Below are 22,284 nucleotides of genomic sequence, written 5' to 3' on the forward strand. Positions count from 1 at the left end.
GGGCGGGGGACGGCAGGAGCCGCATCCTGCGGGCCTCGTTTCGCGCCATCCATGGCGCTCAACGCCCCCGCCCAGCCCCACCGCCCGACCCCTGACAGATCTTGGTCCGGTAGCGCCGAGCTATGCTCGGCGGGCGTCATCGGTGCCGGGAGAACACATGGGCTGGGAAATACAGCGTTCAGCCGGCAGGACGCAGAACGGGCGACTGTGCTGCGCTGCAGCAGTACAATCTGCAATCGATTACATGTCCCGGATTTTCCTGTGAACCCGTCCCCTCCCCCGGTCGCCACGTCCGCGCTGGCCGCCGTGCTGTCGCCCCGCCAGCGCACCTTCATCCTGCTGGCCCTGTCGCTGGGCGGATTCGCCATCGGCACCAGCGAGTTCGCCAGCATGGGCCTGATGCTGGACATCAGCCGCGGGCTGTCGATCACCGAGGCACAGGTCGGCCACCTGATCAGCGCCTACGCCATCGGCGTGGTGGTGGGCGCGCCGGTGCTCGCCTTCGCCGGCGCCGGCATCAGCCGCCGCAGCCTGCTGCTGGGCCTGATGGGTTTCTACGCCATCGGCAACCTGGCCAGCGCGCTGGCCCCAAACTACCACACCATGCTGCTGGCGCGCTTCGTCGCCGGCCTGCCGCACGGCGCCTACTTCGGTGTGGCGATGCTGGTGGCGGCTTCGATCAGCCCGCCCGCACAGCGCGGCGCAGCGGTGTCCAAGGTGCTGCTGGGTCTGTCGATCGCGATCCTGGTCGGCAACCCGCTCACTACCTGGCTGGGCCAGCAGTTCACCTGGCGCACCGCCTTCGCGCTGGTCAGCCTGTTGGCGCTGGCGACGGTGGTGATGGTGTCGCGGCACCTGGCGCCGGACCCGAATGAGGTCCGCACCAGCCCGATGCGGGAGCTCCGCGCGTTCAACACCACGCAGGTCTGGCTGGCGCTGGCGATCGGCTCGATCGGTTTTGCCGGCATGTTCTGCGTGTTCACCTACCTGGCACCCACGCTGGTCAACGTCACCGGCATCAACGAACGCTGGATGCCTGCGGCGGTCGGGCTGTTCGGCGTGGGCGCGATCATCGGCAACATGCTGGGCGGCTGGCTGGTGGATCGCCTGCAGTTCCGCGCCGCCGGCGTGCTGCTGGCGTGGTCGGTGGTGGTCCTGCTGCTGTTCCCGCTGGCTGCGCACTCGCCCTGGGCGATGGTGCCGGCGATCATTGCCGTAGGCACCATGGGGGCGCTGGCCGTGGCCCTGCAGACCCGCCTGATGGACGCTGCCGGCGAGGCCCAGACCCTGGCCGCCGCGTCGAACCATGCGGCCTTCAATACCGCCAACGCGCTGGGCCCATGGCTGGGTGGCATGGCCATCGGCGGTGGGTTCGGTTACGCGTCCACCGGCTATGTGGGTGCCGCCACGGCAGCGGTCGGCCTGCTGTTGTGGGGCGTGTCGGTGGTGATCGAGCGCCGGCGCGGTGCCGGGTCGCTGGCAGTGGGTGCGTCGAACGGGTGAAACCCCCTCGCGGCGGGCTGCTTTCGGACTGCATCTGAGGGTTGGCCGAGCCGGGAGGCTGTGCGGGGCACGCACAAGTACGTCCATGTAGCTCTTCGCGGCTCCTGCCGCTCAAGGCCCCGCACAGCCTCCCGGCCCGGCCCCTGACGGGTTCCGGGGGCGGCCCGCCGCGTGATGAAGAAAAAGAAAAGCGGTAGCGCCGAAGGCAGCGGCAGGAGCCGCTGCCAACGTCGCTTGCGACGGCCCGCAGGGTGCCGGTCAGGACGACCGGCATACCCATGGCCGGCGGAATCCATCAAACCCCATGTCCCCAGCATCCGCCGACCATGGGTCGGCGCTACCGAAGGTCCACGGCCGCCATGGACCTGTCGACGGTGGGGCGGGATGGCTGGGCAGGACCGTCTTTTCGCGTGGATGCGCAATGCGAGCCTACACGGACGTACTTGCGGCGTGTCCTGCACAGCCATCCCGCCCCGCCAACACCCAGCCCAGCAGGCTGTTGCCTTTGCTTGTGCCGTCGCCGTTGCCGTTGCGCCATGGCAAGCCGGCCGCAGGCCGGAAACCCACGCCTCAGCGGTGGGACTCGTCCGTGGTGAAGCTCTCACCGCAGCCGCATTCGGCCGCTGCATTCGGGTTCTTGAAGGTGAAGGTCTCGCTCAGGCCGTGCTTGCCGAAGTCGATCACCGTGCCATCCACCAGCGGCAGGCTCTGCGCGTCCACGTAGATGCGCACCCCCTGCTGGTCGAACACACTGTCGCCCTCGCGCTCGTCACGCGCCAGATCGGTCACGTGGCCCCAGCCCGAGCAACCGGTACGGGTCACGCCGAAGCGCAGCCCCAAGGCCCCGGGGGTCTGGGCGACGAAGCGCTGGACGCGCTCAAAGGCTACTGGGGTCAGGCTGACGGCCATGATGGAGCTCCACGAAGGTACGAGACGAGTATAAAGGCCACCGGGGCAGTAGAAATGCCTCGCAAGCGGAACGCTGCAACCGGTAAACTTCGAATTCACAGATCGAGTCGATCAGCAGAGGATTCAAGTCATGACGGTGGTCAGCGTTGAACATGCGCTTGCCGGGAAGATCCCGGAAGGCGGCGAAGTCACGGTACGCGGCTGGGTGCGCACGGTGCGTGGCTCGGCGAATCTTGCCTTCATCAACGTCACCGACGGCTCCTGCTTCGCCCCGATCCAGGTGGTGGCAGCTGAATCGCTGGCCAACTTCGATGCGGTCAAGCGCCTGACCAGCGGCTGTTCGCTGATCGCCAAGGGCACCCTGGTGAAGTCGCAGGGCAAGGGCCAGTCCTTCGAAATCCAGGCCAGCGACGTGGAAGTGGTCGGCTGGGTCGAAGACCCGCTGACCTACCCCATCCAGCCAAAGCCGATGTCGCCGGAGTTCCTGCGCGAAGTGGCGCACCTGCGCCCGCGCACCAACCTGTTCGGCGCGGTCACCCGCATCCGCAACTGCCTGTCCCAGGCCGTGCACCGGTTCTTCCACCAGAACGGGTTCAACTGGATCAGCACGCCGATCATCACCACCTCCGACGCCGAAGGCGCCGGCCAGATGTTCCGTGTCTCCACCCTGGACATGGTCAACCTGCCACGCACCGAGCGTGGCGAGGTCGACTTCAGCCGCGATTTCTTCGGCAAGGAAACCTTCCTGACCGTGTCCGGCCAGTTGAACGTGGAGGCCTACTGCCTGGCGCTGAGCAAGGTCTACACCTTCGGCCCGACCTTCCGCGCCGAAAACAGCAACACCACCCGCCACCTGGCCGAGTTCTGGATGATCGAGCCGGAAATCGCCTTCGCCGACCTGGCTGAAGACGCGCGGCTGGCCGAAGAATTCCTGAAGTACCTGTTCCGCGCGGTGCTGGACGAACGCGGCGACGATCTGGCTTTCCTGGCCGAACGCGTGGACAAGAACGCGATCAGCAAGCTGGAGAACTTCATCAATGCGCCGTTCGAGCAGATCGACTACACCGAAGCGGTGAAGCTGCTGCAGAACTCCGGCCGGAAGTTCGATTTCCCGGTGGAATGGGGCCTGGACCTGCAGACCGAGCACGAGCGCTGGCTGACCGAAGAACACATCGGCCGCCCGGTGGTGGTGACCAACTACCCCGAGCACATCAAGGCGTTCTACATGCGCCTGAACGACGACGGCAAGACCGTTGCCGCGATGGACGTGCTGGCGCCGGGCATCGGCGAGATCATCGGCGGCAGCCAGCGCGAGGAGCGCCTGGACGTGCTGGATGCACGCATGGCGCAGTTCGGCCTGGACCGCGAGCATTACGGCTGGTACCGCGACTTCCGCCGCTACGGTTCGGTGCCGCACGCCGGCTTCGGCCTCGGCTTCGAGCGCCTGGTGGTGTACGTCTGCGGGCTGTCCAACATCCGCGATGCGATCGCCTACCCGCGCGCGCCGGGCAACGCCGACTTCTGATCCCCCTGCACCCACGGAGGTACCGCAACCATGACCCTGTTCTTCGCGCTGTGTTTCTTTGGCGTGGCGATCGCCGGGTTCAGTGCCTTCGTGATCTTCTGGCCGCTGACCCTGGTGCACCTGCGCGACCGCCATCCGGCGCTGTCGCAGCGCTTCGGCAGCGGTGCCTTCCTCAAGCCCGAAGCACTGGCCTGGCTGTTGCGGCGTGACTATCGCGCGCAGCCGGACCGTTCGCTTTCCGGGCTGGCGACACCGGCCTGGGTATCGCTGCTGACCCTGCTGGCCGGACTGGGCATGGCCGCCCTGCTCTGGCTGGCGTCGATCTGGTAATCACGAAATGAATGACGACTCCCTTCCGCAGGACAGCTGGTGGCTGGCCAGCCTGGGCAACACGCTGATCTGGGCGCGCCTGCGCATCCGCCCGGCCGGCACCGCCGAAGTGCTGGACAGCGACGGCAACACGTTGAGCTACGATGGTGAGGACACCGCGCGCGCGCAGCTGTTCGATGCCGAGTTCGTGGAATACGACGGGCTGGACGAAGAAGACGCGCTGGTGCGTGGGTTTTCGCTGCATGAAGTGCAGCCGCCCAGGGCCAGCACCGATGAAGGCCTGCGTGGCTTGATGGTGCAGTCGCTGGGCCGCACGGTCTAAGCGCATGTTCACCCCGCGCGCCTTCGCAGAAACCGACCTGCAGTGGCTGGACGCGCTGTTTGCCCGCGATGCGTTCATCACCCTGCTCACCACCGGTGACGATGGCCTGCCCGAACTGACCCGGCTGCCGGTGCTGTACCGCCGCCAGGGACAGGCGATCGAGCTGCGCGGGCACTGGGCCAGGGCCAATCCGCAATCGCGCCGCGACGGTCTGGCCAAGGTGCTGGTGGACGGTCCGCACGGGTATGTGTCGGCCTCGTGGTATCCCGACAAGGAGGCCATGGCGCGGGTGCCGACCTGGAACTACGCCGCCGCCGAGCTGCGCGGCCAGCTGCACCGCTTCGAGGACACCGACGCACTGGCCGCCGTGGTCGCCGATACCGGCGATCTGTACGAAGCAAAGGTGGGCCGTGACTGGCAGTTCGAACCGCAGCGCGATGACCACCGCAGCCAGCTGCGCGGCATCATCGGCTTCCGCTTCGTGGTGGACACCGTGCAGCTGAAGATGAAGCTCAGCCAGAACCACCCGGTGGCCAACCAGCAGGCGGTGATCGCCGAACTGGAACGGCTGCCCTCGCCTGCATCACACGAGCTGGCGCACTGGATGCGCCGCTTCCTGGACGCGCCCGGTACGGCGCGCGACTGATCCCCCTCCCTTCCCGCGACGACGCGGCCCGACGCCGCGCCTTGCCCCCCACACACCGTCAGGGACCTTGCATGAAAGACGTCTTCAAGCTGCTGCAGAACAACCGCGACTGGGCCGACCGGATCCAGCAGGAAGATCCTGAGTTCTTCCACAGGCTGTCGACCCAGCAGCATCCGGAATACCTGTGGATCGGCTGTTCCGATTCGCGCGTACCCGCCAACCAGATCATCGGCATGGCCCCGGGCGAAGTCTTCGTGCATCGCAACGTGGCCAACGTGGTCGCCCACACCGACCTGAACTGCCTGAGCGTCATCCAGTACGCGGTGGACCAGCTGAAGGTGAAGCACATCCTGATCGTAGGCCATTACGGCTGCGGCGGCGTGCACGCCAGCCTCAACAACGTACGCGTCGGCCTGGCCGACAACTGGCTGCGGCATGTCGGCGACGTGGCGCAGAAGCACGCCGCCATCCTCGATGCGATCGACGACCCGGAGCTGCGCCACGCGCGGCTGTGCGAACTGAACGTCATCGAGCAGGTGGCCAACGCCTGCCAGTCGACCATCGTGCGTGATGCCTGGGCGCGTGGGCAGAAGCTGACCGTCCACGGCTGGGTATACAGCCTGCGCGATGGCCGCGTGCGCGAGATGGGTATCGACGTCGACAGCCCGGAAGCCCTGCAGCCGGGTTATGAAAAAGCGCTGTCCTTCGTGCCGCGCAAAGGCAAGCGCGACTGACCGTCAACCGGAGCCTCCGCATGCTTGCTTCACCGATCAACCTGATGGGCTGGGTCGAAGAACACCGGCACCTGTTGAAGCCGCCGGTCGGCAACAAGATGATCGAGGACGGCGACTTCATCGTGATGGTGGTCGGCGGCCCGAATTCGCGCACCGATTTCCACATCGACGAAGGCCCGGAGTGGTTCTACCAGCTGGAAGGCGAGATGGTGCTGAAGGTGCAGGAAGACGGCCAGGTCCGGGACATTCCGATCCGCGCCGGCGAGATCTTCCTGCTGCCGGGCAACGTGCCGCACTCACCGCGCCGCCCCGCGGGCGGCATCGGGCTGGTGGTGGAACGCAAGCGGCTGCCGCACGAACGCGACGGCGTGGTGTGGCACTGCGAGCGCTGCAACCACAAGCTGCATGAAGAGTGGTTCACCCTGCAGAACATCGAAACCGACCTGCCGAAGGTGTTCGCCCGCTACCAGGGCGACCTGCAGCTGCGCACCTGCAGCGCGTGCGGGCATGTGGATCCGCTGCCGGGCGCCTGAATCGGACGCCCGTCCGGACGGAAGGACGCCGGGCAGGGCTCGGCGCTACCGGAACCGGATGACGCTGCGCGCGGTACACTTCGGACACACCAAATCGTGTCGCTGCAATCATGTCCGAGCTCCTCAGCCGTTCCCATGCCCTGGCCCTGGATGCCGCCGATCCACTGCGCGGTTTCCGTGATGAATTCCTGATCCCGCGCCACGACGGCGGCGAGCAGACCTACTTCGTCGGCAACTCGCTCGGCCTGCAGCCGCGTGGTGCGCAGGCCGCGGTGCAGGAGGTCATGGGCCAATGGGCCACGCTGGCGGTGGAAGGCCACTTCACCGGCCCGACACAGTGGCTGGGCTACCACCGCCTGGTGAGCGGGCAGCTGGCGCAGGTGGTCGGTGCATTGCCCAGCGAAGTGGTGGCAATGAACACGCTCAGCGTCAACCTGCACCTGATGATGGTGAGCTTCTACCGTCCCACCGCGCAGCGCCCGGTGATCCTGATGGAAGCCGGCGCCTTTCCCACCGATCGCCACGCGGTGGAGGCGCAGATCCGCTTCCACGGGTTCGATCCCGCCGATTGCCTGGTCGAAGTGCAGCCGGACGAGGCCGACGGCACGATTTCGCTGCAGGCCATCGAGCAGGCGATAGGAAGCCACGGCGCGCGCCTTGCGCTGGTGCTGTGGCCCGGCGTGCAGTACCGCACCGGCCAGGCCTTCGACCTGCAGGCGATCACCACGCTGGCACGCGCACAGGGCGCCAACATCGGCTTCGACCTGGCTCATTCGGTCGGCAACCTGCCGTTGCAACTGCACGAAGTGGCGCCGGACTTCGCGGTGTGGTGCCACTACAAGTACCTCAACAGTGGCCCGGGCGCGGTCGCCGGGGCGTTCGTGCATGAACGCCACCATCGCGACACCACCCTGCCCCGGTTCGCCGGCTGGTGGGGCCATGAAGAAGCCACCCGCTTCCAGATGGCGCCGCAGTTCGTGCCGTCCGTGGGTGCCGAAGGCTGGCAGCTGAGCAATCCGCCGATCCTCGGCCTGGCACCGCTGCGTGCATCGCTGGATCTGTTCCAGCGCGCGGGCATGGATGCGTTGCGTGGGAAATCACTGGCATTGACCGGGCTGCTCGATTCCCTGGTGCAGGCGCGCCTGCCGCATGTGCTGGAACGCATCACCCCGGCCGACAGCGAGCGCCGCGGCTGCCAGCTGTCGCTGCGGGTGATCGGCGGTCGTGAGCGTGGCCGGGCCCTGTTCGAACACCTGCGCGCAGTGGGGGTGCTGGGCGACTGGCGCGAACCGGACGTGATCCGGATCTCGCCGACCCCGCTGTACAACCGCTACCAGGACCTGCATCGCTTCGTCGATGAAGTCGATGCCTGGGTCGGGCGCTGACGCCGTGCCGGACGCCTCGTCGACTGCGCACGCCCAGCGTTCGCTGACCATCGTCGGTGCAGGACTGGCCGGCTCGCTGCTGGCCATCCTGCTGTCACGGCAGGGCTGGAACATCACCGTGTACGAACGTCGTGGCGACCCGCGCGTCAGCGGCTATGAAAGCGGTCGCTCGATCAACCTGGCACTCGCCGAACGCGGCCGCAACGCACTGCGCCAGGCTGGCGCACACGTGGAAGCGGCGGTGATGGAACGTGCGGTCATGATGCGCGGGCGCATGGTCCACCTGCGCGATGGCGCCGCCCCTGCGCTGCAGCGGTACGGCCGCGACGACAGCGAAGTGATCTGGTCGATCCATCGCCGCGAGCTCAACGTCACCCTGCTGCAACTGGCCGAACAGGCCGGCGCCGTCGTGCACTTCCACCGGCGCCTGCACACCGTGGACTTCGATGCGCAGCACGCGCGCTTCATCGATGACCGCGACGACACCCCGCATGACATCCGCTTCGCCAGCCTGGTCGGCGCGGACGGCGCCGGATCGGCCCTGCGCGCGGCGATGAACCGCCGCCAGCCGCTCGGCGAGCGCATCGAGTTCCTCGACCATTCGTACAAGGAGCTGGAGATTCCACCCGGCGCCGGCGGTGCCTTCAGCATCGATCCCAACGCCCTGCACATCTGGCCGCGGGGCCGCTTCATGTGCATCGCGCTGCCCAATCACGAAGGCACCTTCACCGTTACCCTGTTCCTGCCCAACAAGGGCGATCCGGGTTTCAACACGGTCACTACCGGGGAGCAGGCAGAGGCGCTTTTCGCCCGCGAATTCCCCGATGCGCTGCCGCTGATCCCGGACCTGCGCGCCGACTGGGATGCGCATCCGCCGGGGCTGCTCGGCACGCTGTACCTGGAGCGCTGGCATACCGATGGCAAGGCCGTGCTGATCGGCGATGCGGCGCACGCGATGGTGCCCTTCCATGGCCAGGGCATGAACTGCGCCTTCGAAGACTGCGTTGCGCTGGCCCGCCACCTGGATGCAGCCAGCGACCTGCGCGGGGCCTATTCGGCGTTCGAAATCGAGCGCGCGCCCAATGCCTGGGCGATCCAGCAGATGGCGCTGGAGAACTACACGGAAATGCGCGACCAGGTGGCCGATCCGGCGTTCCTGCTGCAGCGTGAGCTGGAGCTGGCCCTGCAGCAGCGGTGGCCCACGCGCTTCGTGCCACACTACACCATGGTTACTTTCCTGCACACGCCCTACGCCGTCGCGCTGGAGCGCACGCGGATACAACGCCGCATCCTGCGCAACGCCACCCAGGGCCTCGATTCCCTGCAGCAGGTCGACTGGAACGCGCTGCAAGCCGAAGTCCACGCCAAGCTGCCCATGCTGGAGGGCGCGCACTGATGGCCGACAGCTTCCTGTTCTACGACCTGGAAACCTTCGGCCAGGATCCGCGCCGCACCCGCATCGCCCAGTTCGCCGCCATCCGCACCGACGCGCAGCTCAACGAGATCGACACGCCGGTCAGCTTCTACGTGCGCCCGGCCGACGACCTGCTGCCTTCACCCTATGCCACGATGGTCACCGGCATCACCCCGCAGCACGCACTGGCTGAAGGGATCAGCGAGGCCGAGGCGCTGGCGCGGATCAACGACCTGATGAGCCGCCCCGGCACCTGCGCACTGGGCTACAACACGCTGCGCTTCGATGACGAGTTCATCCGCCACGGGCTGTTCCGCAACTTCTTCGATCCGTATGAGCGCGAATGGCGCAACGGCAATTCGCGCTGGGACCTGCTCGACATGCTGCGGCTGATGCATGCGCTGCGTCCGGAGGGCATCACCTGGCCCAAGCGCGAAGATGGCGCCACCTCGTTCAAGCTGGAGCACCTGGCCGAAGCCAACGGCGTGCGCGATGGCGATGCGCACGAGGCGCTTTCGGACGTGCGCGCGACCATCGGCATGGCCCGGTTGTTCCGCAACGCACAGCCGCGCCTGTGGGACTACGCCCTGCGCCTGCGCGACAAGCGCTTCGTCACCAGCCTGCTGGATGTCACCGCGCTGCAGCCGCTGCTGCACATCTCGATGCGCTATCCGGCCAGCCGCCTGTGCGCCGCGCCGGTGCTGCCGTTGACCGTGCATCCGCACATCGCCAACCGCTACATCGTGTTCGACCTGGACGGTGACGTCGATGCGCTGTTGCAGCTGCCGGCGGAAACCATCGCCGAGCGCCTGTACCTGCGCGCCAGCGAGCTGCCCGAGGGCGTGCAGCGCATCCCCCTGAAGGAAGTGCACGCAAACAAGGTGCCCGCGCTGGTGGCCTGGAACCACCTGCGCCCGGATGACCACCAGCGTCTTGGCCTGGACGTTGCCGCCGTGCAGGCCAAGGTGGAACAGTTGCGCCCGCACGCGGCGCAGCTGGCCGAAAAGGCACGGCAGGTGTATGCCCGGCCGCGCGAAGGCGGTCCCTCCGACGTGGATGCATCGATCTACGATGGCTTCCTCGGTGCCGGCGACAAGCCGCTGCTGGCGCGCGTGCGCACCACCCCGCCGCAGGCGCTGGGTGCACTGGAAGGGGAGTTCAACGATCCCCGCCTGCCTGAGCTGCTGCTGCGCTACCGCGCGCGCAACCACCCCGGCAGCCTGGATGCGGCCGCGCGCGAGCGCTGGCAGGCCTACCGCCAGCGTCGCCTGCGCGGCGACGAAAAGCTCGGCGAAGTGAACCTGGCCGAGTACAACGAACAGATCGACACCCTTGCCGCCGAGCCGTCCGACGACCTGCGCCGCCCGGCGTTGCTGCAGGCGCTGCGCGACTGGGGCAAGCAGCTGGAGGACAGCCTGTGACCGCTTATTTTTCCGATGCCAGCTTCAAGTTCCTGAAAGCGCTGGCGCTGCACAATGACAAGGCGTGGTTTGCCGAGCACAAGCAGCAGTACGAAGATCATGTCAGGCAGCCGTTCCTGCGTCTGCTTGGCGACCTGCAGCCCGCCCTGGCCGAGGTCAGCCCGAAGTTCCGTGCCGATACGCGCACGGTCGGCGGCTCGCTGTTCCGCATCTACCGCGATGCGCGTTTTTCCAACGACAAGTCGCCGTACAAGAACTGGCAGGGCGCGCGGTTGTTCCATGAGCGTCGCCGCGAAGTCGCCGCCCCTTCGTTCTACGTGCACCTGCAGCCCGGCGCGAGCTTCGTCGGCGCCGGTCTGTGGCATCCCGAGCCGGACACCCAGCGCCGCATCCGCCATTTCATCCTCGACAATCCCGGCAGCTGGAAACAGGCCGCGCATGCGCCGGCGCTGCGCCGCCGGTTCGAGCTGGAGCAGACCGAAAAACTGGTCCGCCCGCCGCGCGGCTTCCCCGCTGATTTCGAGTTCATCGATGACCTCAAGCACCGCAACTGGGTGATGTGGCGGCAGCTGGACGATGCCACGATGACCGGCCCACGCCTGTTGTCCACGCTGGGCAAGGACCTGGCCGCGCTGGGGCCGTTCGTGGATTACCTGTGCGCTGCGCTGGACCTGGAGTTCTGACCGCGATGACCACGCCGCTGCCACGACAGCGCCGCACGCTGGGGCGCAGTGGCCTGGAGGTGTCGCCGATCGGCCTGGGCTGCTCCGGCTTCTGGGGTCATCGCCGCTTCCCCGAAGCCGACGCGGCACGGGTGGTGGCACACGCGCTGGAGCGCGGGGTCAACCTGCTCGACACCGGCCACAACTATTCTGCTTTCAACGCCGAACCCCGGCTCGGACGCATCCTCAAGCCGCTGCTCCCGCGTTTCCCGCGTGACTCGCTGGTCATCTCCAGCAAAGGCGGCACGTTGACCGGACAGGCAGGCATCAGCGGCGCCGAGCAGCGGGATTTTTCACCCGCCGCGATCACCGCCAGCTGCGAGGCGTCGCTGCGCAACCTGGGGCTGGACTACCTGGACGTGTACCAGTTGCACGGCATCGGGGGCCCTGAAATCACCGATGAGCTGCTGCATGCGCTGCAGCAGCTGCGCCAGCGCGGACTGGTGCGCAGTATCGGCATCAACACGCATTCGGCCAGCACCCTGGACTGGATGCTGGCCCACCCGCTGGCGTTCGATGTCGTGCTGCTCGACTACAACGCGCTGCAGCAGGACCGGACGGCTCCCATCAGTGCGCTGCACGCCGCCGGCATCGGTGTGCTGGCCGGCACTGTCCTCGCCCAGGGCCACCTGTTGCCGGCACGGCCGCGGCTGCCACGGCTGGCAGATGCCTGGTATCTGGCCCGTGCCTGGCTGAAGCCGAGCAGCCGCCGGTTGATGCGCAGCGCCAGCACGATGCGTGCAGCCATTGCGGGGATCACCTCGCAGCATCCGGCGCAGAGCGCCTTCGCCTATGTGCTGCAGCATCCGGGCGTGGCCGCGGGCATCCTTGGCACCACCCGCGTCGAGAGCCTCGAACAGGTACTGCAGACCGTGCCGGAGCGACTGGACACGGCCGACCGCGAACGCCTGGTGAGCGCGTTCGGTGATGGCAGTGGCTCACCCAGTCACTGAGGCTTAACCCACCGTGGCGCGCGATGCGGCACGCTGTGGGCCGGTCCATCAACACGCTGCCGCCATGAAGAAGTTCGTTGCTGTCCTGCTGGTCCTGCTGCTGGCAATTGCCGGCTGGTGGTTCAGCGGCCCCTATCTCACCGTGCATGGGCTGGCCCAGGCCATCGAGCAGCGCGACACCAGCCGGCTGGACCGCTACGTCGACTTCCCGCGCGTGCGCCTCAGTCTGCGCGCACAGGTCAGCGACTACATGGTGCGCCAGGCCGGGCCGGACGTGGCCGGCAGTCCGTTCGGCGCGCTGCTGTACGGCCTGGGTGACCAGCTGGGCGGCGCGGCGGTGGATACGATGATCACCCCGCTGGGGATCGGCGCACTGCTGCAGGGTCACGCGTTGTACAAGCGCGGCCGCAATGAACTGCAGGGCGATGGCGCGTTGGCGCCGACCCAATCGGCGCAACCGTTGAAACAGGCGAAGGGGCGTTTCGAGCGTCTGGATCGTTTCGTGGTCGACGTTGATCGTGGCCCGGGGCAGCCGCCGTTGCAGGTGGTGCTGGAACCGCAGGGACTGCGCTGGCAGGTGGTCGACCTGCGCAACGCGGTGCCGCAGTAGACCGGTAGCGCCGACCCATGGTCGGCGAGCGCGCAGCGCGGCCCTGTCAGTCGACGCATTGCCGTGACGGAGAGCCGCCGAGCATGGCTCGGCGCTACCGGCTACCGGCTGCCGCCCGGCATCAGGTTTCGTTCGCGACGCCGTGCGGCACGTGCCCGGCCGCGACGTGTTCGCGGGCGCTGTCGATGTTGTGCTGCGAATCATCGAAGAAGATGTCCGCGCCGAAGGCCTGCAGGAACGGTCCCTTGTGGCGGCCACCGAGGAACAACGCTTCGTCCAGTCGCACGCCCCACTCGCGCAGGGTGCGGATCACCCGCTCATGCGCCGGCGCCGAGCGCGCGGTGACCAGCGCGGTGCGGATCGGTGCGTCCTCGCCCGAGGGAAACACTTCCTGCAACGTATGCAGGGCCGACAGGAAGCCGCGGAACGGTCCCCCGCTCAAGGCTTCACGCGCGCGCTCGCGCTCGTGGCGGCCAAAGGCCTCCACCCCCTGCTCGCGCGAAATGCGTTCGCTTTCATCGCCGAAGATCACCGCATCGCCATCGAAGGCGATCCGCAGCTGGCCGGCCGGGCGGCGGGTGTCGACCTGGTCGGCCGCCGCTGCGGCGGTCTCGCCCGGCGGCTTGGGCAGGATGGTCGCCGCGGCGATGCCGTGGCGCAGCGCGCTGCGCACCGATTCGGGATTGGCCGACAGAAACAGGTCCGTGCCGAACGGCTTCACGTAGGGCCAGGTCGGCTCACCGGCGGTGAACGTGGCGCGGATGATGCCCAGCCCGTAGTGCTGGATGGAATTGAAGATGCGCAGACCGGTATCGGCGGAATTGCGCGACAGCAGGATCACCTCCACGCGCGGGTTCTCCGGGCCGGCGCCCTGGTTCAGCGCCAGCAGCTTGCGCACCACGGGGAACGCCACGCCAGGGCCCAGCACATCGTCTTCGTGCTCACGCTGGTACTTGGCGTAGGCATCCACGCCATCGCTCTCGAACAGCGCGTGGCTCTCTTCCAGGTCGAACAGGGCGCGCGAGGTCACCGCGACGGTCAGCAATCGGGGAGTGTTGTCGCCCATCGGGGGGTTCCTTGCAGCAACCGGCGGTTGCCGGCGGCCTATTGTCGCTCAGAACACGAACTGTTCGGACAGGATCCGGTCTTCGAGGTTGTGCTCCGGGTCGAACAGCAGGGTCACCTGGCGGTCGCGGCATTCGCGGATGGTCACTTCCACCACGTCGCGGGTCTCGTGCGAATCGGCGGTGACACTGACCGGGCGCTTGTACGGATCGAGCACGCGGAAGCGCACCTCGGTGTCGGCCTTGAGGATCGCCCCGCGCCAGCGGCGGGGCCGATACGGGGCCAATGGGGTCAGCGCGATGGTGGCCGAGCCCAACGGCAGCACCGGGCCATGCGCGGAATAGTTGTAGGCGGTGCTGCCCGCCGGGGTGGCCACCAGCACGCCATCACCGATCAGTTCAGCCACCCGCTCCTGGCCATTGAGGTCCACGCCGATGTGCGCGGCCTGCCGGGTCTGGCGCAGCAGCGAGACATCGTTGTAGGCCAGCGATCCGGTCGAGGTTCCCGATTCGGTCAGCGCGGTCATCTGCAGCGGCCGCAGGTGGGCCGGTTCGGCCAGTGCGATGCGCGCGGCCACGTCGTCCGCATCACGGTACTGGTTCATCAGGAAGCCCACCGTGCCCAGTTTCATGCCGAACACCGGCCGGCCGAGGTGGCCGTAGCGGTGCAGGGTCTGCAGCATGAAGCCATCGCCGCCCAGCGGACACAGCACGTCCGCCGCGTCGGGCGCATGCTCGCCGTGGCGCGCGACCATCGCGGCAAGGGCAAGCCGTGCCGGTTCGGTGTTGCTGGCCAGGAAGGCAATGCGGGGGGAATCGCTCATGCAGGGTGTCCGGTGGTGCGCGGGTACCGGTAGAGCATAACCGGACGTGGCGCGGAAACCGCGCCACCTGCCGCCGGCCTGAATGCATCAGGCCTGGAGCCCCCCTGAGTCAGGGGGGCGCGCCAAAGGCGCGGGGGTGTGGAAGCTGGTGAGACGGGGCCCACGCTCTGCATGGCAGAGCGTGGGGCGTAAGCGCGATTGCGCTGAAGCTTACCCGTGCGAGGCCAGCTGGCCCAGGCGCTGGACCGCGACCGAGACGGTCGGGTAGTCCAGGGTCTTCTGCTCGGCCAGTTCGCCCAGCATCGCCAAGGTGAAGCGCAGGCTGTTGTCGTCACGACCCACCCATGCGGCGACCTTGGCTTCAGCCGTGCCGCCCTTGGTGGCCAGCACCTGGCCCGCCAGGTTGCGGTGGTGGGCTGCCAGTTCGTCACGCAGCACGCCACGTGCCACCGCATGCCAACGGCCGTTGACCTCCAGCGCGTCGACCTGCTCGAACAACCACGGCAGGCTGAGCGCCTCGCCCAGGCGGAAGTGGATCTTGGACACGTCCACCGGCTTGAGCTTGCGGGTGCGTGCCAATTCGATGATGTCGAACGCCGGGGCCAGGAAGTGCAGCTCGGACAGCTGCTGCGCCAGGCCGGCCGGCAGGCCCTTTTCCACCCACTGCTGCACCAGCGCTTCGTAGGTCGGGCGCTGCGAATCGGGCAGCACGCCGGAGGCCACGCGGATGTCGTTGAACGGGCCCTGATAGCGGTTGACCGCCTCGGTGATGCCCGGCATCGGGCCGGGGCGGAACAGCAGCCAGCGCACGAACGCACGCTGCAGTTTCCAGATCACTTCCAGCGCATCGACCTGCACCGATTCGGGCACCTGCCCGTCCAGTGCGTCGATCTGCGCCCACAGCGCGCGCGCATCCAGCGTTTCGCGGCTGATGGTGTACGCCTTGGCGACCTCGGCGATGGAACGGCCGGTGTCTTCCTGCATGCGCATCAGGAAGGTGGCACCCATCCGGTTGATGGTCTGGTTGGTCACTGCCGTGGCGATGATCTCGCGCTTCAGGCGGTGGCGTTCCATGGCATCGGCGTACTTCTTCTGCAGCGGCTGCGGGAAGTAGCGCTGCAGCTCCTTGGACAGGTACGGGTCTTCCGGGATGTCCGATTCCAGCAGCTGCTGGAAGGCCACCAGCTTTGAGTAGGACAGCAGCACCGACAGCTCCGGACGGGTCAGGCCCTGGCCGCGCGCCTTGCGCTGGGACAGCTCGGCGTCGGACGGCAGGAACTCGATCTGCCGGTCCAGCAGGCCCTGCTGTTCCAGGGTCCGGATGAAGTGCTGCTTGGAGCCCAGGCGCTTGACCGCCATCCGCTCCATCAGGCTCAGCGCCTGGTTCTGGCGGTAGTTGTCATTGAGTACCAACGCGGCCACTTCGTCGGTCATCGAAGCCAGCAGCTTGTTGCGCTGCTCGACGGTGAGCTTCTTGGCGCGCACCACGTCGTTGAGCAGGATCTTGATGTTCACCTCGTGGTCGGAGGTGTCCACGCCGGCGGAGTTGTCGATGAAGTCGGTGTTGAGCAGCACGCCGGCCTGGGCCGCTTCGATGCGCCCCAGCTGGGTCATGCCGAGGTTGCCGCCCTCGCCCACCACCTTGCAGCGCAGCTCGGTGCCGTTGACGCGCAGCGCGTTGTTGGCGCGGTCGCCGACATCGCTGTGCTGCTCGCTGGTGGCCTTCACGTAGGTACCGATGCCGCCGTTCCACAGCAGGTCCACCGGGGCCTTCAGGATGGCGCTCATCAGGTCGTTCGGCGACAGCGCCTTGACCGAATCTTCCAGCCCGAGCGCCTCACGCACCTGCGGGGTGATCTCGATGGACTTCAGCGTACGCGGGAAGATGCCACCGCCCTTGCTGATCAGCTTGGCATCGTAGTCGGCCCAGCTGGAACGCGGCACGGTGAACATGCGCTCGCGTTCGACGAACGAGCTGGCCGCATCCGGGTTCGGGTCCAGGAAGATGTGGCGGTGGTCGAAGGCGGCCACCAGGCGGATGTGGCGCGACAACAGCATGCCGTTGCCGAACACGTCGCCGGACATGTCGCCCACGCCTGCGGCGGTGAAGTCCTGGCTCTGGCTGTCATGGCCCAGCGCACGGAAGTGGCGCTTGACCGACTCCCACGCACCGCGTGCGGTGATGCCCATGCCCTTGTGGTCGTAGCCCACCGAACCGCCGGAAGCGAACGCATCGCCCATCCAGAAGCCGTGCGCCACGGCCAGGCCGTTGGCGATGTCGGAGAAGGTCGCGGTGCCCTTGTCGGCGGCCACCACCAGGTACGGGTCGTCCATGTCGTGGCGGACCACGTCGATGGGCGGCACGATCTTGTTGTTGACGATGTTGTCGGTGATGTCCAGCAGGCCCTGGATGAACAGCTTGTAGCAGGCCACGCCATTGGCGAACACCGCATCGCGGTCACCGCTGGCCGGCGGGGTCTTGGCGAAGAAGCCACCCTTCGCGCCGACCGGGACGATCACCGTGTTCTTGACCATCTGTGCCTTCACCAGGCCCAGCACCTCGGTACGGAAGTCTTCGCGACGGTCCGACCAGCGCAGGCCACCACGCGCCACCGCACCGAAGCGCAGGTGCACGCCTTCAACGCGCGGACCGTAGACGAAGATCTCGCGGTACGGACGCGGCTTGGGCAGGTCCGGCACCAGCGCCGCATCGAACTTGAAGCTGATCACGTGGCCCGGCCGGCCATTGGCATCGGTCTGGTAATAGCTGGTGCGCAGGGTGGCGTCGATCACGCCCATGAAGCTGCGCAGGATGCGGTCCTCGTCCAGGCTGGAGACGCGGTCCATCAGCTTCAACAGCGCATCACGCGCGGCCTGCATCTGGCCATCGCGGTCCCCCTTGCGCGCATCGACCACGGTCTTGAGCACCTTCAGGGTGGCCTCGTCACCGGCGGCCAGCACGTCCAGGTGCGCCTTCAGCGTGGCCTGGCCGTGCGCGATGTCGTCCTTGCTCTCGTTGCCGGTCGCCGGGTCGAAGCGTGCTTCGAACAGTTCCACCAGCAGGCGCGCCAGCAGCGGATAGCGGGTGAAGGTGCCTTCCACGTAGGCCTGCGAGAACGGCACGCCGGTCTGCAGCAGGTACTTGCAGTAACCGCGCAGCATCGCGACCTGGCGCCAGTGCAGGCCTGCAGCCAGCACCAGGCGGTTGAAGCCATCGTTCTCGGCATCGCCGTGCCACACGCGGGCAAAGGTCTCGCCGAAGGCTTCATCGACACTGGCCGCGTCGATGGCACCGGCCACCGATTCGACCTCGAAGTCCTGCACGTACACCGGGGCATCGTCCACCGAAAGGCGATACGGACGCTCGGAGATCACGCGCAGGCCCATGTTTTCCATCATCGGCAGCGCATCGGACAGCGGGATGTCATCCAGCTGGCGATACAGCTTCAGGCGCAGGCCATCGCCGTTCTCGCGCGGCACCGTCTGCAGGCTCAGGCGCAGGTCGTCCGGGCCGGTCAGCGCGTCGAGCTGGCTGACATCGCTGGCCGCCACGGCGGTGCTGTTGTCTTCGATGTAGCCGGCCGGCAATGCCTTGCCGATACGCGAGGCGATGCGCAGGCCTTCGGTCTCGCCGTGGCGCGACACCAGCGTTTCACGCAGGTCGTCCTGCCAGTTGCGCAGCAGGTGGGCCAGGTTCTGTTCCAGCGCGCTGGTGTCCACGTCGACCACCGGGCCGGCCTTCGGACGCACGATCAGGTGCACCTGGGCCAGCGGCGATTCGCCCAGCACCACCGAGCTGTCCACGTGCTCGCCGTGCAGGGCGTCGCGCAGCATCGCTTCGATGCGCAGGCGCACATCGGTGTTGAAGCGTTCGCGCGGCAGGAAGGCCAGCGCGGAAATGAAGCGGGAATACTTGTCGCGGCGCAGGAACAGCCGGCTGCGGACCCGCTCCTGCAGGCCCAGCACGCCCATCGCAGTGCGGAACAGTTCGTCCTCGCTGGACTGGAACAGTTCTTCGCGCGGCAGGGTTTCCAGGATGTGGCGCAGCGCCTTGCCGCTGTGGCTGGACAGCGACAGGCCCGAACGCTGCATCACGTGCTCATAGCGCTGGCGCACCAGCGGGATTTCCCACGGGCGGCGGTTGTAGGCGCTGGAGGTGAACAGGCCGAGGAAGCGCTGCTCGCCGATGATCCGACCCTTGGCATCGAATTCCAGCACGCCGATGTAATCCATGTACCCGGCGCGGTGCACGCGCGAACGCGCGTTGGTCTTGGTCAGGATCAGCGCATCCTTCAGGCCCGTGGTGGTGTTCAGGCCCTGCGCGGCGAGGGTCTTGACCGGGCGCGCGGCGGAGGTGTCGCGGCCCTTCATCAGGCCCAGGCCGGTATCGTTCAGCGGGGCCAGCACGTCTTCCTTGCCGTCCTTCTGCACGCGGTATTCGCGGTAGCCGAAGAAGGTGAAGTGGTTGTCGGCGGCCCAGCGCAGGAACTCCTGCGCCTCCCGGCGCGAGGCGTCATCGACCGGCAGCTGGCGGCTGCCCAGGTCGTCGGCCACGGCCAGCGCCTTGTCACGCATCGGCTGCCAGTCACGCACGATCGAACGCACTTCTTCCAGCGCCTTGACGATGCCCTGCTCGACGTCGGCCATCGCCTCCGGGCTCTGGCGGTCGATCTCCAGCAGCATCACCGATTCGATCTCGCCCTCGCCGACCTTGGACAGCTTGCCGGCCTTGTCACGGCTGAAGCGGATCACCGGATGGCCCAGCACGTGCACGCCGATGCCCTGCTCGGCCAGCGCCATGGTCACCGTGTCCACCAGGAACGGCATGTCGTCGTTGACGATCTGCAGCACGGTATGCGGCGATTCCCAGCCGTTGGCCTTGGCGGTGGGGTTGAACACGCGCACGTTGGCCTTGCCGGCCTTGCGGCTGCGCGCGAACTCCAGCGTGTCAGCGGCCAGCGCGGCCCATTCTTCCACGCTGTGGTGCGGGAACTCGTCCGCTTCCATGCGCTTGTAGAAGTCGGCGGCGAACGCTACTGCCTCGGCCTGCCCGGCCGCGGGGTATCGCTTGCGCAAGGCCGTGTACACCGGTTCCAGCGAGAAACCAGTTGCCGGGACAAGCTGGGTTTCCGCCGTGGCGGGCTTGGTTTTCACGGTTTTGACTGCAGACTTTTGCGATTTCATGGCAGAGCGAGTCGTGTTGCCCAGTTGGGAAAATGAAATTGTAGCCCTGTTGCAGGAAAAGGCCTTGCTGCAGGACGGAATATGCAGATACGGGTTGGGTGCCGTTTACATGGACGCCAGGGCCGCGCACACCGTTCGCGCGCGTACGGCTGCCGCCATCGACGTGGCATGCCGACAGGATCGGCAAAGCCTGTGACAGAACTTGCCGCAGCAGGTCGCAAAACGTTTCCACAATTCTGAACTGGACGGTATAGTCCACTCCGTGAACCCCGCTCCCCTCCCCGCTGCCGACATGGACGCGCGCGATCTTCGTGTGTTCGATGCGGTGCGCGAGCTGCTCGCCCGGCATGGCATGCAGATGAGCATGGAAGCCGTGGCCCAGCACGCCGGTTGTTCCAAGCAGACCCTGTATTCGCGCTACGGCAGCAAGCAGGAACTGATGCGTCGGGTGGTGCAGCGGCATGTCTGCCGGGCCACCGCCGGGCTGCGTGGCCTGCGCGAAGATGATCTGCGCGGCAGCCTGATGCAGTTCGCCACCGACTACCTGGAGCACTTCAACCAGCCACACGTCGCCCAGGCCTGCCGGATGATTTCCGCCGATGCGGCGCAGTTTCCCGATGAGGCCCGCAGCCTGTGGCGCGACGGCACCGGGGCACTGACCCTTCATCTTGCTGAATGGATCGAATCGGCCATCGCCCGGGGGCAGCTCCGGCATGACGACCCGCACTTCATGGCTGAACTGCTAATCAGCATGATCGGTGGCCAGGATTTCGATCGGCAGCGCTTCCACATGCCCCATCGCGACGACGCCGGGACGCGTCGGCGCTGGGCTGGATTTTCCGTCGACAGCTTCCTGCGCGCGTTCGCGCCGGCCGCTTCGCCCCAACCGCATTCAAACCAACTCCGGAGTTTCTCCTGATGATCGCCCCACTCCGCACCCTCGCACTGACGTGCGCTGTTGCCATTGCCCTGGCTGGCTGCAAGAAAGAAGAACAGCAGGCACCGCCGCCGCCGGAAGTGGGCGTGATCGATGCCAAGCCACAGACCCTGCCGCTGCAGCGCGAGCTGGTCGGCCGGCTGTCGCCGTTCCGCAGCGCCGATGTCCGCGCCCGCGTGCCGGGCGTGCTGCTCAAGCGCGTCTACCAGGAAGGCAGTGAGGTCAAGCAGGGCCAGACCCTGTTCCTGATCGACCCGGCGCCGCTGCGCGCCGAGCTCAACGCCTCCGAAGCCCAGCTCGCCTCGGCCCGCGCCACCTATGCCAATGCCAAGGTGGCAGCGGATCGCGCCCGTTCGCTGGCCCCGCAGAAGTATGTTTCCAAGGCCGACCTGGACAATGCCGAATCGGCCGAGCGCACCGCGCTGGCGGCGGTCAAGCAGTCCGAAGCCGCCGTGAGCAGCTCGCGCATCAGCCTGGGTTACGCCGAAGTCACCGCGCCGATCAGCGGCGTGGCCGGCAAGCAGCAGGTCACCGAAGGCGCGCTGGTCGGCCAGGGTGACGTCACCCTGCTGACCACCGTGGACCAGCTGGATCCGCTGTACGTCAACTTCTCGCTGAGCGTGGACGAGCTGTCGCAGCTGCGTGCGGCGCAGGCCAAGGGCGCGCTGGCGCTGAGCGGCGATGGCAAGGCCACCGTGCAGGTCAAGCTGTCCGATGGCACCAACTACAACCAGAACGGCACGCTGGATTTCTCCTCCACCACGGTCGACCCGGCCACCGGCGCGGTATCGCTGCGCGCGGTGCTGCCGAACCCGGACCGGATCCTGCTGCCGGGCGCCTTCGTCAGCTTCCAGGCGACCCTGGGCGAGCGGAACAACGCCTACCTGGTGCCCCAGCAGGCGCTGCTGCGTGATGCCACGGGCGGCTACCTGATGGTGGTCGGTGCTGACGGCAAGGCGCTGCGCCGCAACGTCAAGACCGAAGGCGCGCAGGGTAGCAACTGGCTGGTCACCGCCGGCCTGGAGCCGGGTGACAAGGTGGTGGTTGCCGGCGTGCAGAAGGTCAAGGAAGGCGCACCGGCCACGGCCAAGCCGTGGAGCCCGGAGCAGGCCGCTGCTGGCCAGGGCGCCCCCGCCGCCGGCCAGAAGCCGGCCGCCCAGGGCGATGCCGCCGCCGATGCCGCCACGCCCGACGCCGCCGCGCAGGCCCCGGCCGCTGCCGACCAGGCAGCGCCGGCCTCCGATTCGACCAAGCAGTAACGGGAAAAC

The 22,284-nt window shown here is 67.4% G+C and carries 19 protein-coding genes; 15 read left to right on the forward strand and 4 right to left on the reverse strand.

The window, feature by feature from the left end:
- Positions 1 to 261 precede the first annotated feature (261 nt).
- Positions 262 to 1,503: an MFS transporter gene (locus ABB28_RS06820; RefSeq protein ID WP_057507924.1), complete on the forward strand. Its 1,242-nt coding sequence runs from the start codon at positions 262 to 264 to the stop codon at positions 1,501 to 1,503.
- A gap of 570 nt (positions 1,504 to 2,073) precedes the next feature.
- Here the strand turns inward: ABB28_RS06820 and ABB28_RS06825 are convergent.
- Positions 2,074 to 2,412 carry a HesB/IscA family protein gene (locus tag ABB28_RS06825; protein ID WP_057507925.1) on the reverse strand — a complete coding sequence of 113 codons (339 nt, stop codon included), beginning with the start codon at positions 2,410 to 2,412 and terminating at the stop codon, positions 2,074 to 2,076.
- A 130-nt stretch (positions 2,413 to 2,542) separates the two neighbouring features.
- On the opposite strand from ABB28_RS06825, the gene asnS reads away from it, so the two are divergent.
- The 12 genes from asnS to ABB28_RS06885 all read left to right on the forward strand — a co-directional run bounded on the left by asnS (position 2,543) and on the right by ABB28_RS06885 (position 13,007).
- Positions 2,543 to 3,937, forward strand: coding sequence for an asparagine--tRNA ligase (gene asnS / locus ABB28_RS06830; protein ID WP_057507926.1), 1,395 nt, complete (start codon positions 2,543 to 2,545; stop codon positions 3,935 to 3,937).
- Positions 3,938 to 3,967: 30 nt separating this feature from the next.
- Positions 3,968 to 4,267: a hypothetical protein gene (locus ABB28_RS06835; protein ID WP_042614896.1), complete on the forward strand. Its 300-nt coding sequence runs from the start codon at positions 3,968 to 3,970 to the stop codon at positions 4,265 to 4,267.
- Positions 4,268 to 4,274: 7 nt separating this feature from the next.
- Positions 4,275 to 4,589, forward strand: a complete 315-nt coding sequence (locus ABB28_RS06840; RefSeq protein WP_057507927.1) for a hypothetical protein — start codon at positions 4,275 to 4,277, stop codon at positions 4,587 to 4,589.
- Between the two features lie 4 nt (positions 4,590 to 4,593).
- On the forward strand, positions 4,594 to 5,235 hold the full coding sequence (locus tag ABB28_RS06845; RefSeq protein WP_057507928.1) for an FMN-binding negative transcriptional regulator: 642 nt from the start codon (positions 4,594 to 4,596) through the stop codon (positions 5,233 to 5,235).
- A gap of 71 nt (positions 5,236 to 5,306) precedes the next feature.
- A complete protein-coding gene (can, locus tag ABB28_RS06850) occupies positions 5,307 to 5,969 on the forward strand; it encodes a carbonate dehydratase (protein WP_057507929.1) in 663 nt (220 codons plus the stop codon).
- A gap of 20 nt (positions 5,970 to 5,989) precedes the next feature.
- Entirely contained in the window at positions 5,990 to 6,502 is a 513-nt protein-coding gene (locus ABB28_RS06855; RefSeq protein WP_057507930.1) for a 3-hydroxyanthranilate 3,4-dioxygenase, read from the forward strand.
- A 110-nt stretch (positions 6,503 to 6,612) separates the two neighbouring features.
- Positions 6,613 to 7,887 carry a kynureninase gene (kynU, locus tag ABB28_RS06860; RefSeq protein WP_057507931.1) on the forward strand — a complete coding sequence of 425 codons (1,275 nt, stop codon included), beginning with the start codon at positions 6,613 to 6,615 and terminating at the stop codon, positions 7,885 to 7,887.
- Entirely contained in the window at positions 7,868 to 9,283 is a 1,416-nt protein-coding gene (locus ABB28_RS06865) for an FAD-dependent oxidoreductase (RefSeq protein WP_057507932.1), read from the forward strand. The genes kynU and ABB28_RS06865 overlap by 20 nt, the downstream gene beginning before the upstream one ends.
- On the forward strand, positions 9,283 to 10,722 hold the full coding sequence (sbcB, locus tag ABB28_RS06870; protein WP_057507933.1) for an exodeoxyribonuclease I: 1,440 nt from the start codon (positions 9,283 to 9,285) through the stop codon (positions 10,720 to 10,722). Before ABB28_RS06865 ends, sbcB begins: the two co-directional genes overlap by 1 nt.
- Positions 10,719 to 11,405, forward strand: a complete 687-nt coding sequence (locus tag ABB28_RS06875; protein ID WP_057507934.1) for a DUF2461 domain-containing protein — start codon at positions 10,719 to 10,721, stop codon at positions 11,403 to 11,405. The genes sbcB and ABB28_RS06875 overlap by 4 nt, the downstream gene beginning before the upstream one ends.
- A 5-nt stretch (positions 11,406 to 11,410) precedes the next feature.
- On the forward strand, positions 11,411 to 12,397 hold the full coding sequence (locus ABB28_RS06880) for an aldo/keto reductase (RefSeq protein WP_057507935.1): 987 nt from the start codon (positions 11,411 to 11,413) through the stop codon (positions 12,395 to 12,397).
- 64 nt (positions 12,398 to 12,461) lie between these two features.
- Entirely contained in the window at positions 12,462 to 13,007 is a 546-nt protein-coding gene (locus ABB28_RS06885) for a DUF2939 domain-containing protein (protein WP_057507936.1), read from the forward strand.
- A 121-nt stretch (positions 13,008 to 13,128) separates the two neighbouring features.
- Here the strand turns inward: ABB28_RS06885 and ABB28_RS06890 are convergent, their stop codons facing one another.
- The 3 genes from ABB28_RS06890 to ABB28_RS06900 form a co-directional block, all read right to left on the reverse strand.
- Complete coding sequence (locus ABB28_RS06890) at positions 13,129 to 14,073, reverse strand: 5'-nucleotidase (RefSeq protein WP_057507937.1); 945 nt, start codon at positions 14,071 to 14,073, stop codon at positions 13,129 to 13,131.
- Positions 14,074 to 14,121: 48 nt separating this feature from the next.
- Positions 14,122 to 14,895, reverse strand: coding sequence for an NAD kinase (locus ABB28_RS06895; protein WP_057507938.1), 774 nt, complete (start codon positions 14,893 to 14,895; stop codon positions 14,122 to 14,124).
- A 210-nt stretch (positions 14,896 to 15,105) separates the two neighbouring features.
- A complete protein-coding gene (locus ABB28_RS06900) occupies positions 15,106 to 20,079 on the reverse strand; it encodes an NAD-glutamate dehydrogenase (RefSeq protein ID WP_057507939.1) in 4,974 nt (1,657 codons plus the stop codon).
- Positions 20,080 to 20,341: 262 nt separating this feature from the next.
- Here ABB28_RS06900 and ABB28_RS06905 point away from each other — a divergent pair, with 262 nt between their 5' ends.
- Both ABB28_RS06905 and ABB28_RS06910 read left to right on the forward strand, forming a co-directional pair.
- Complete coding sequence (locus ABB28_RS06905; RefSeq protein ID WP_083491965.1) at positions 20,342 to 20,998, forward strand: TetR/AcrR family transcriptional regulator; 657 nt, start codon at positions 20,342 to 20,344, stop codon at positions 20,996 to 20,998.
- Positions 20,998 to 22,275, forward strand: coding sequence for an efflux RND transporter periplasmic adaptor subunit (locus tag ABB28_RS06910; protein ID WP_057507941.1), 1,278 nt, complete (start codon positions 20,998 to 21,000; stop codon positions 22,273 to 22,275). Before ABB28_RS06905 ends, ABB28_RS06910 begins: the two co-directional genes overlap by 1 nt.
- The last annotated feature ends 9 nt before the right edge of the window (positions 22,276 to 22,284 follow it).

Origin of the sequence: Stenotrophomonas chelatiphaga (assembly GCF_001431535.1) — a bacterium.
In the GTDB taxonomy this organism is placed as follows: Bacteria; Pseudomonadota; Gammaproteobacteria; order Xanthomonadales; family Xanthomonadaceae; genus Stenotrophomonas; species Stenotrophomonas chelatiphaga.

Bases quoted from the DNA above. Each gene is read 5' to 3' on its own strand.
- ABB28_RS06825 (WP_057507925.1), bottom strand. From the start codon at position 2,412: ATGGCCGTCAGCCTGACCCCAGTAGCCTTTGAGCGCGTCCAGCGCTTC.
- asnS (WP_057507926.1), top strand. From the start codon at position 2,543: ATGACGGTGGTCAGCGTTGAACATGCGCTTGCCGGGAAGATCCCGGAA.
- ABB28_RS06835 (WP_042614896.1), top strand. From the start codon at position 3,968: ATGACCCTGTTCTTCGCGCTGTGTTTCTTTGGCGTGGCGATCGCCGGG.
- ABB28_RS06840 (WP_057507927.1), top strand. From the start codon at position 4,275: ATGAATGACGACTCCCTTCCGCAGGACAGCTGGTGGCTGGCCAGCCTG.
- ABB28_RS06845 (WP_057507928.1), top strand. From the start codon at position 4,594: ATGTTCACCCCGCGCGCCTTCGCAGAAACCGACCTGCAGTGGCTGGAC.
- can (WP_057507929.1), top strand. From the start codon at position 5,307: ATGAAAGACGTCTTCAAGCTGCTGCAGAACAACCGCGACTGGGCCGAC.
- ABB28_RS06855 (WP_057507930.1), top strand. From the start codon at position 5,990: ATGCTTGCTTCACCGATCAACCTGATGGGCTGGGTCGAAGAACACCGG.
- kynU (WP_057507931.1), top strand. From the start codon at position 6,613: ATGTCCGAGCTCCTCAGCCGTTCCCATGCCCTGGCCCTGGATGCCGCC.
- ABB28_RS06865 (WP_057507932.1), top strand. From the start codon at position 7,868: ATGCCTGGGTCGGGCGCTGACGCCGTGCCGGACGCCTCGTCGACTGCG.
- sbcB (WP_057507933.1), top strand. From the start codon at position 9,283: ATGGCCGACAGCTTCCTGTTCTACGACCTGGAAACCTTCGGCCAGGAT.
- ABB28_RS06880 (WP_057507935.1), top strand. From the start codon at position 11,411: ATGACCACGCCGCTGCCACGACAGCGCCGCACGCTGGGGCGCAGTGGC.
- ABB28_RS06885 (WP_057507936.1), top strand. From the start codon at position 12,462: ATGAAGAAGTTCGTTGCTGTCCTGCTGGTCCTGCTGCTGGCAATTGCC.
- ABB28_RS06890 (WP_057507937.1), bottom strand. From the start codon at position 14,073: ATGGGCGACAACACTCCCCGATTGCTGACCGTCGCGGTGACCTCGCGC.
- ABB28_RS06895 (WP_057507938.1), bottom strand. From the start codon at position 14,895: ATGAGCGATTCCCCCCGCATTGCCTTCCTGGCCAGCAACACCGAACCG.
- ABB28_RS06900 (WP_057507939.1), bottom strand. From the start codon at position 20,079: ATGAAATCGCAAAAGTCTGCAGTCAAAACCGTGAAAACCAAGCCCGCC.
- ABB28_RS06910 (WP_057507941.1), top strand. From the start codon at position 20,998: ATGATCGCCCCACTCCGCACCCTCGCACTGACGTGCGCTGTTGCCATT.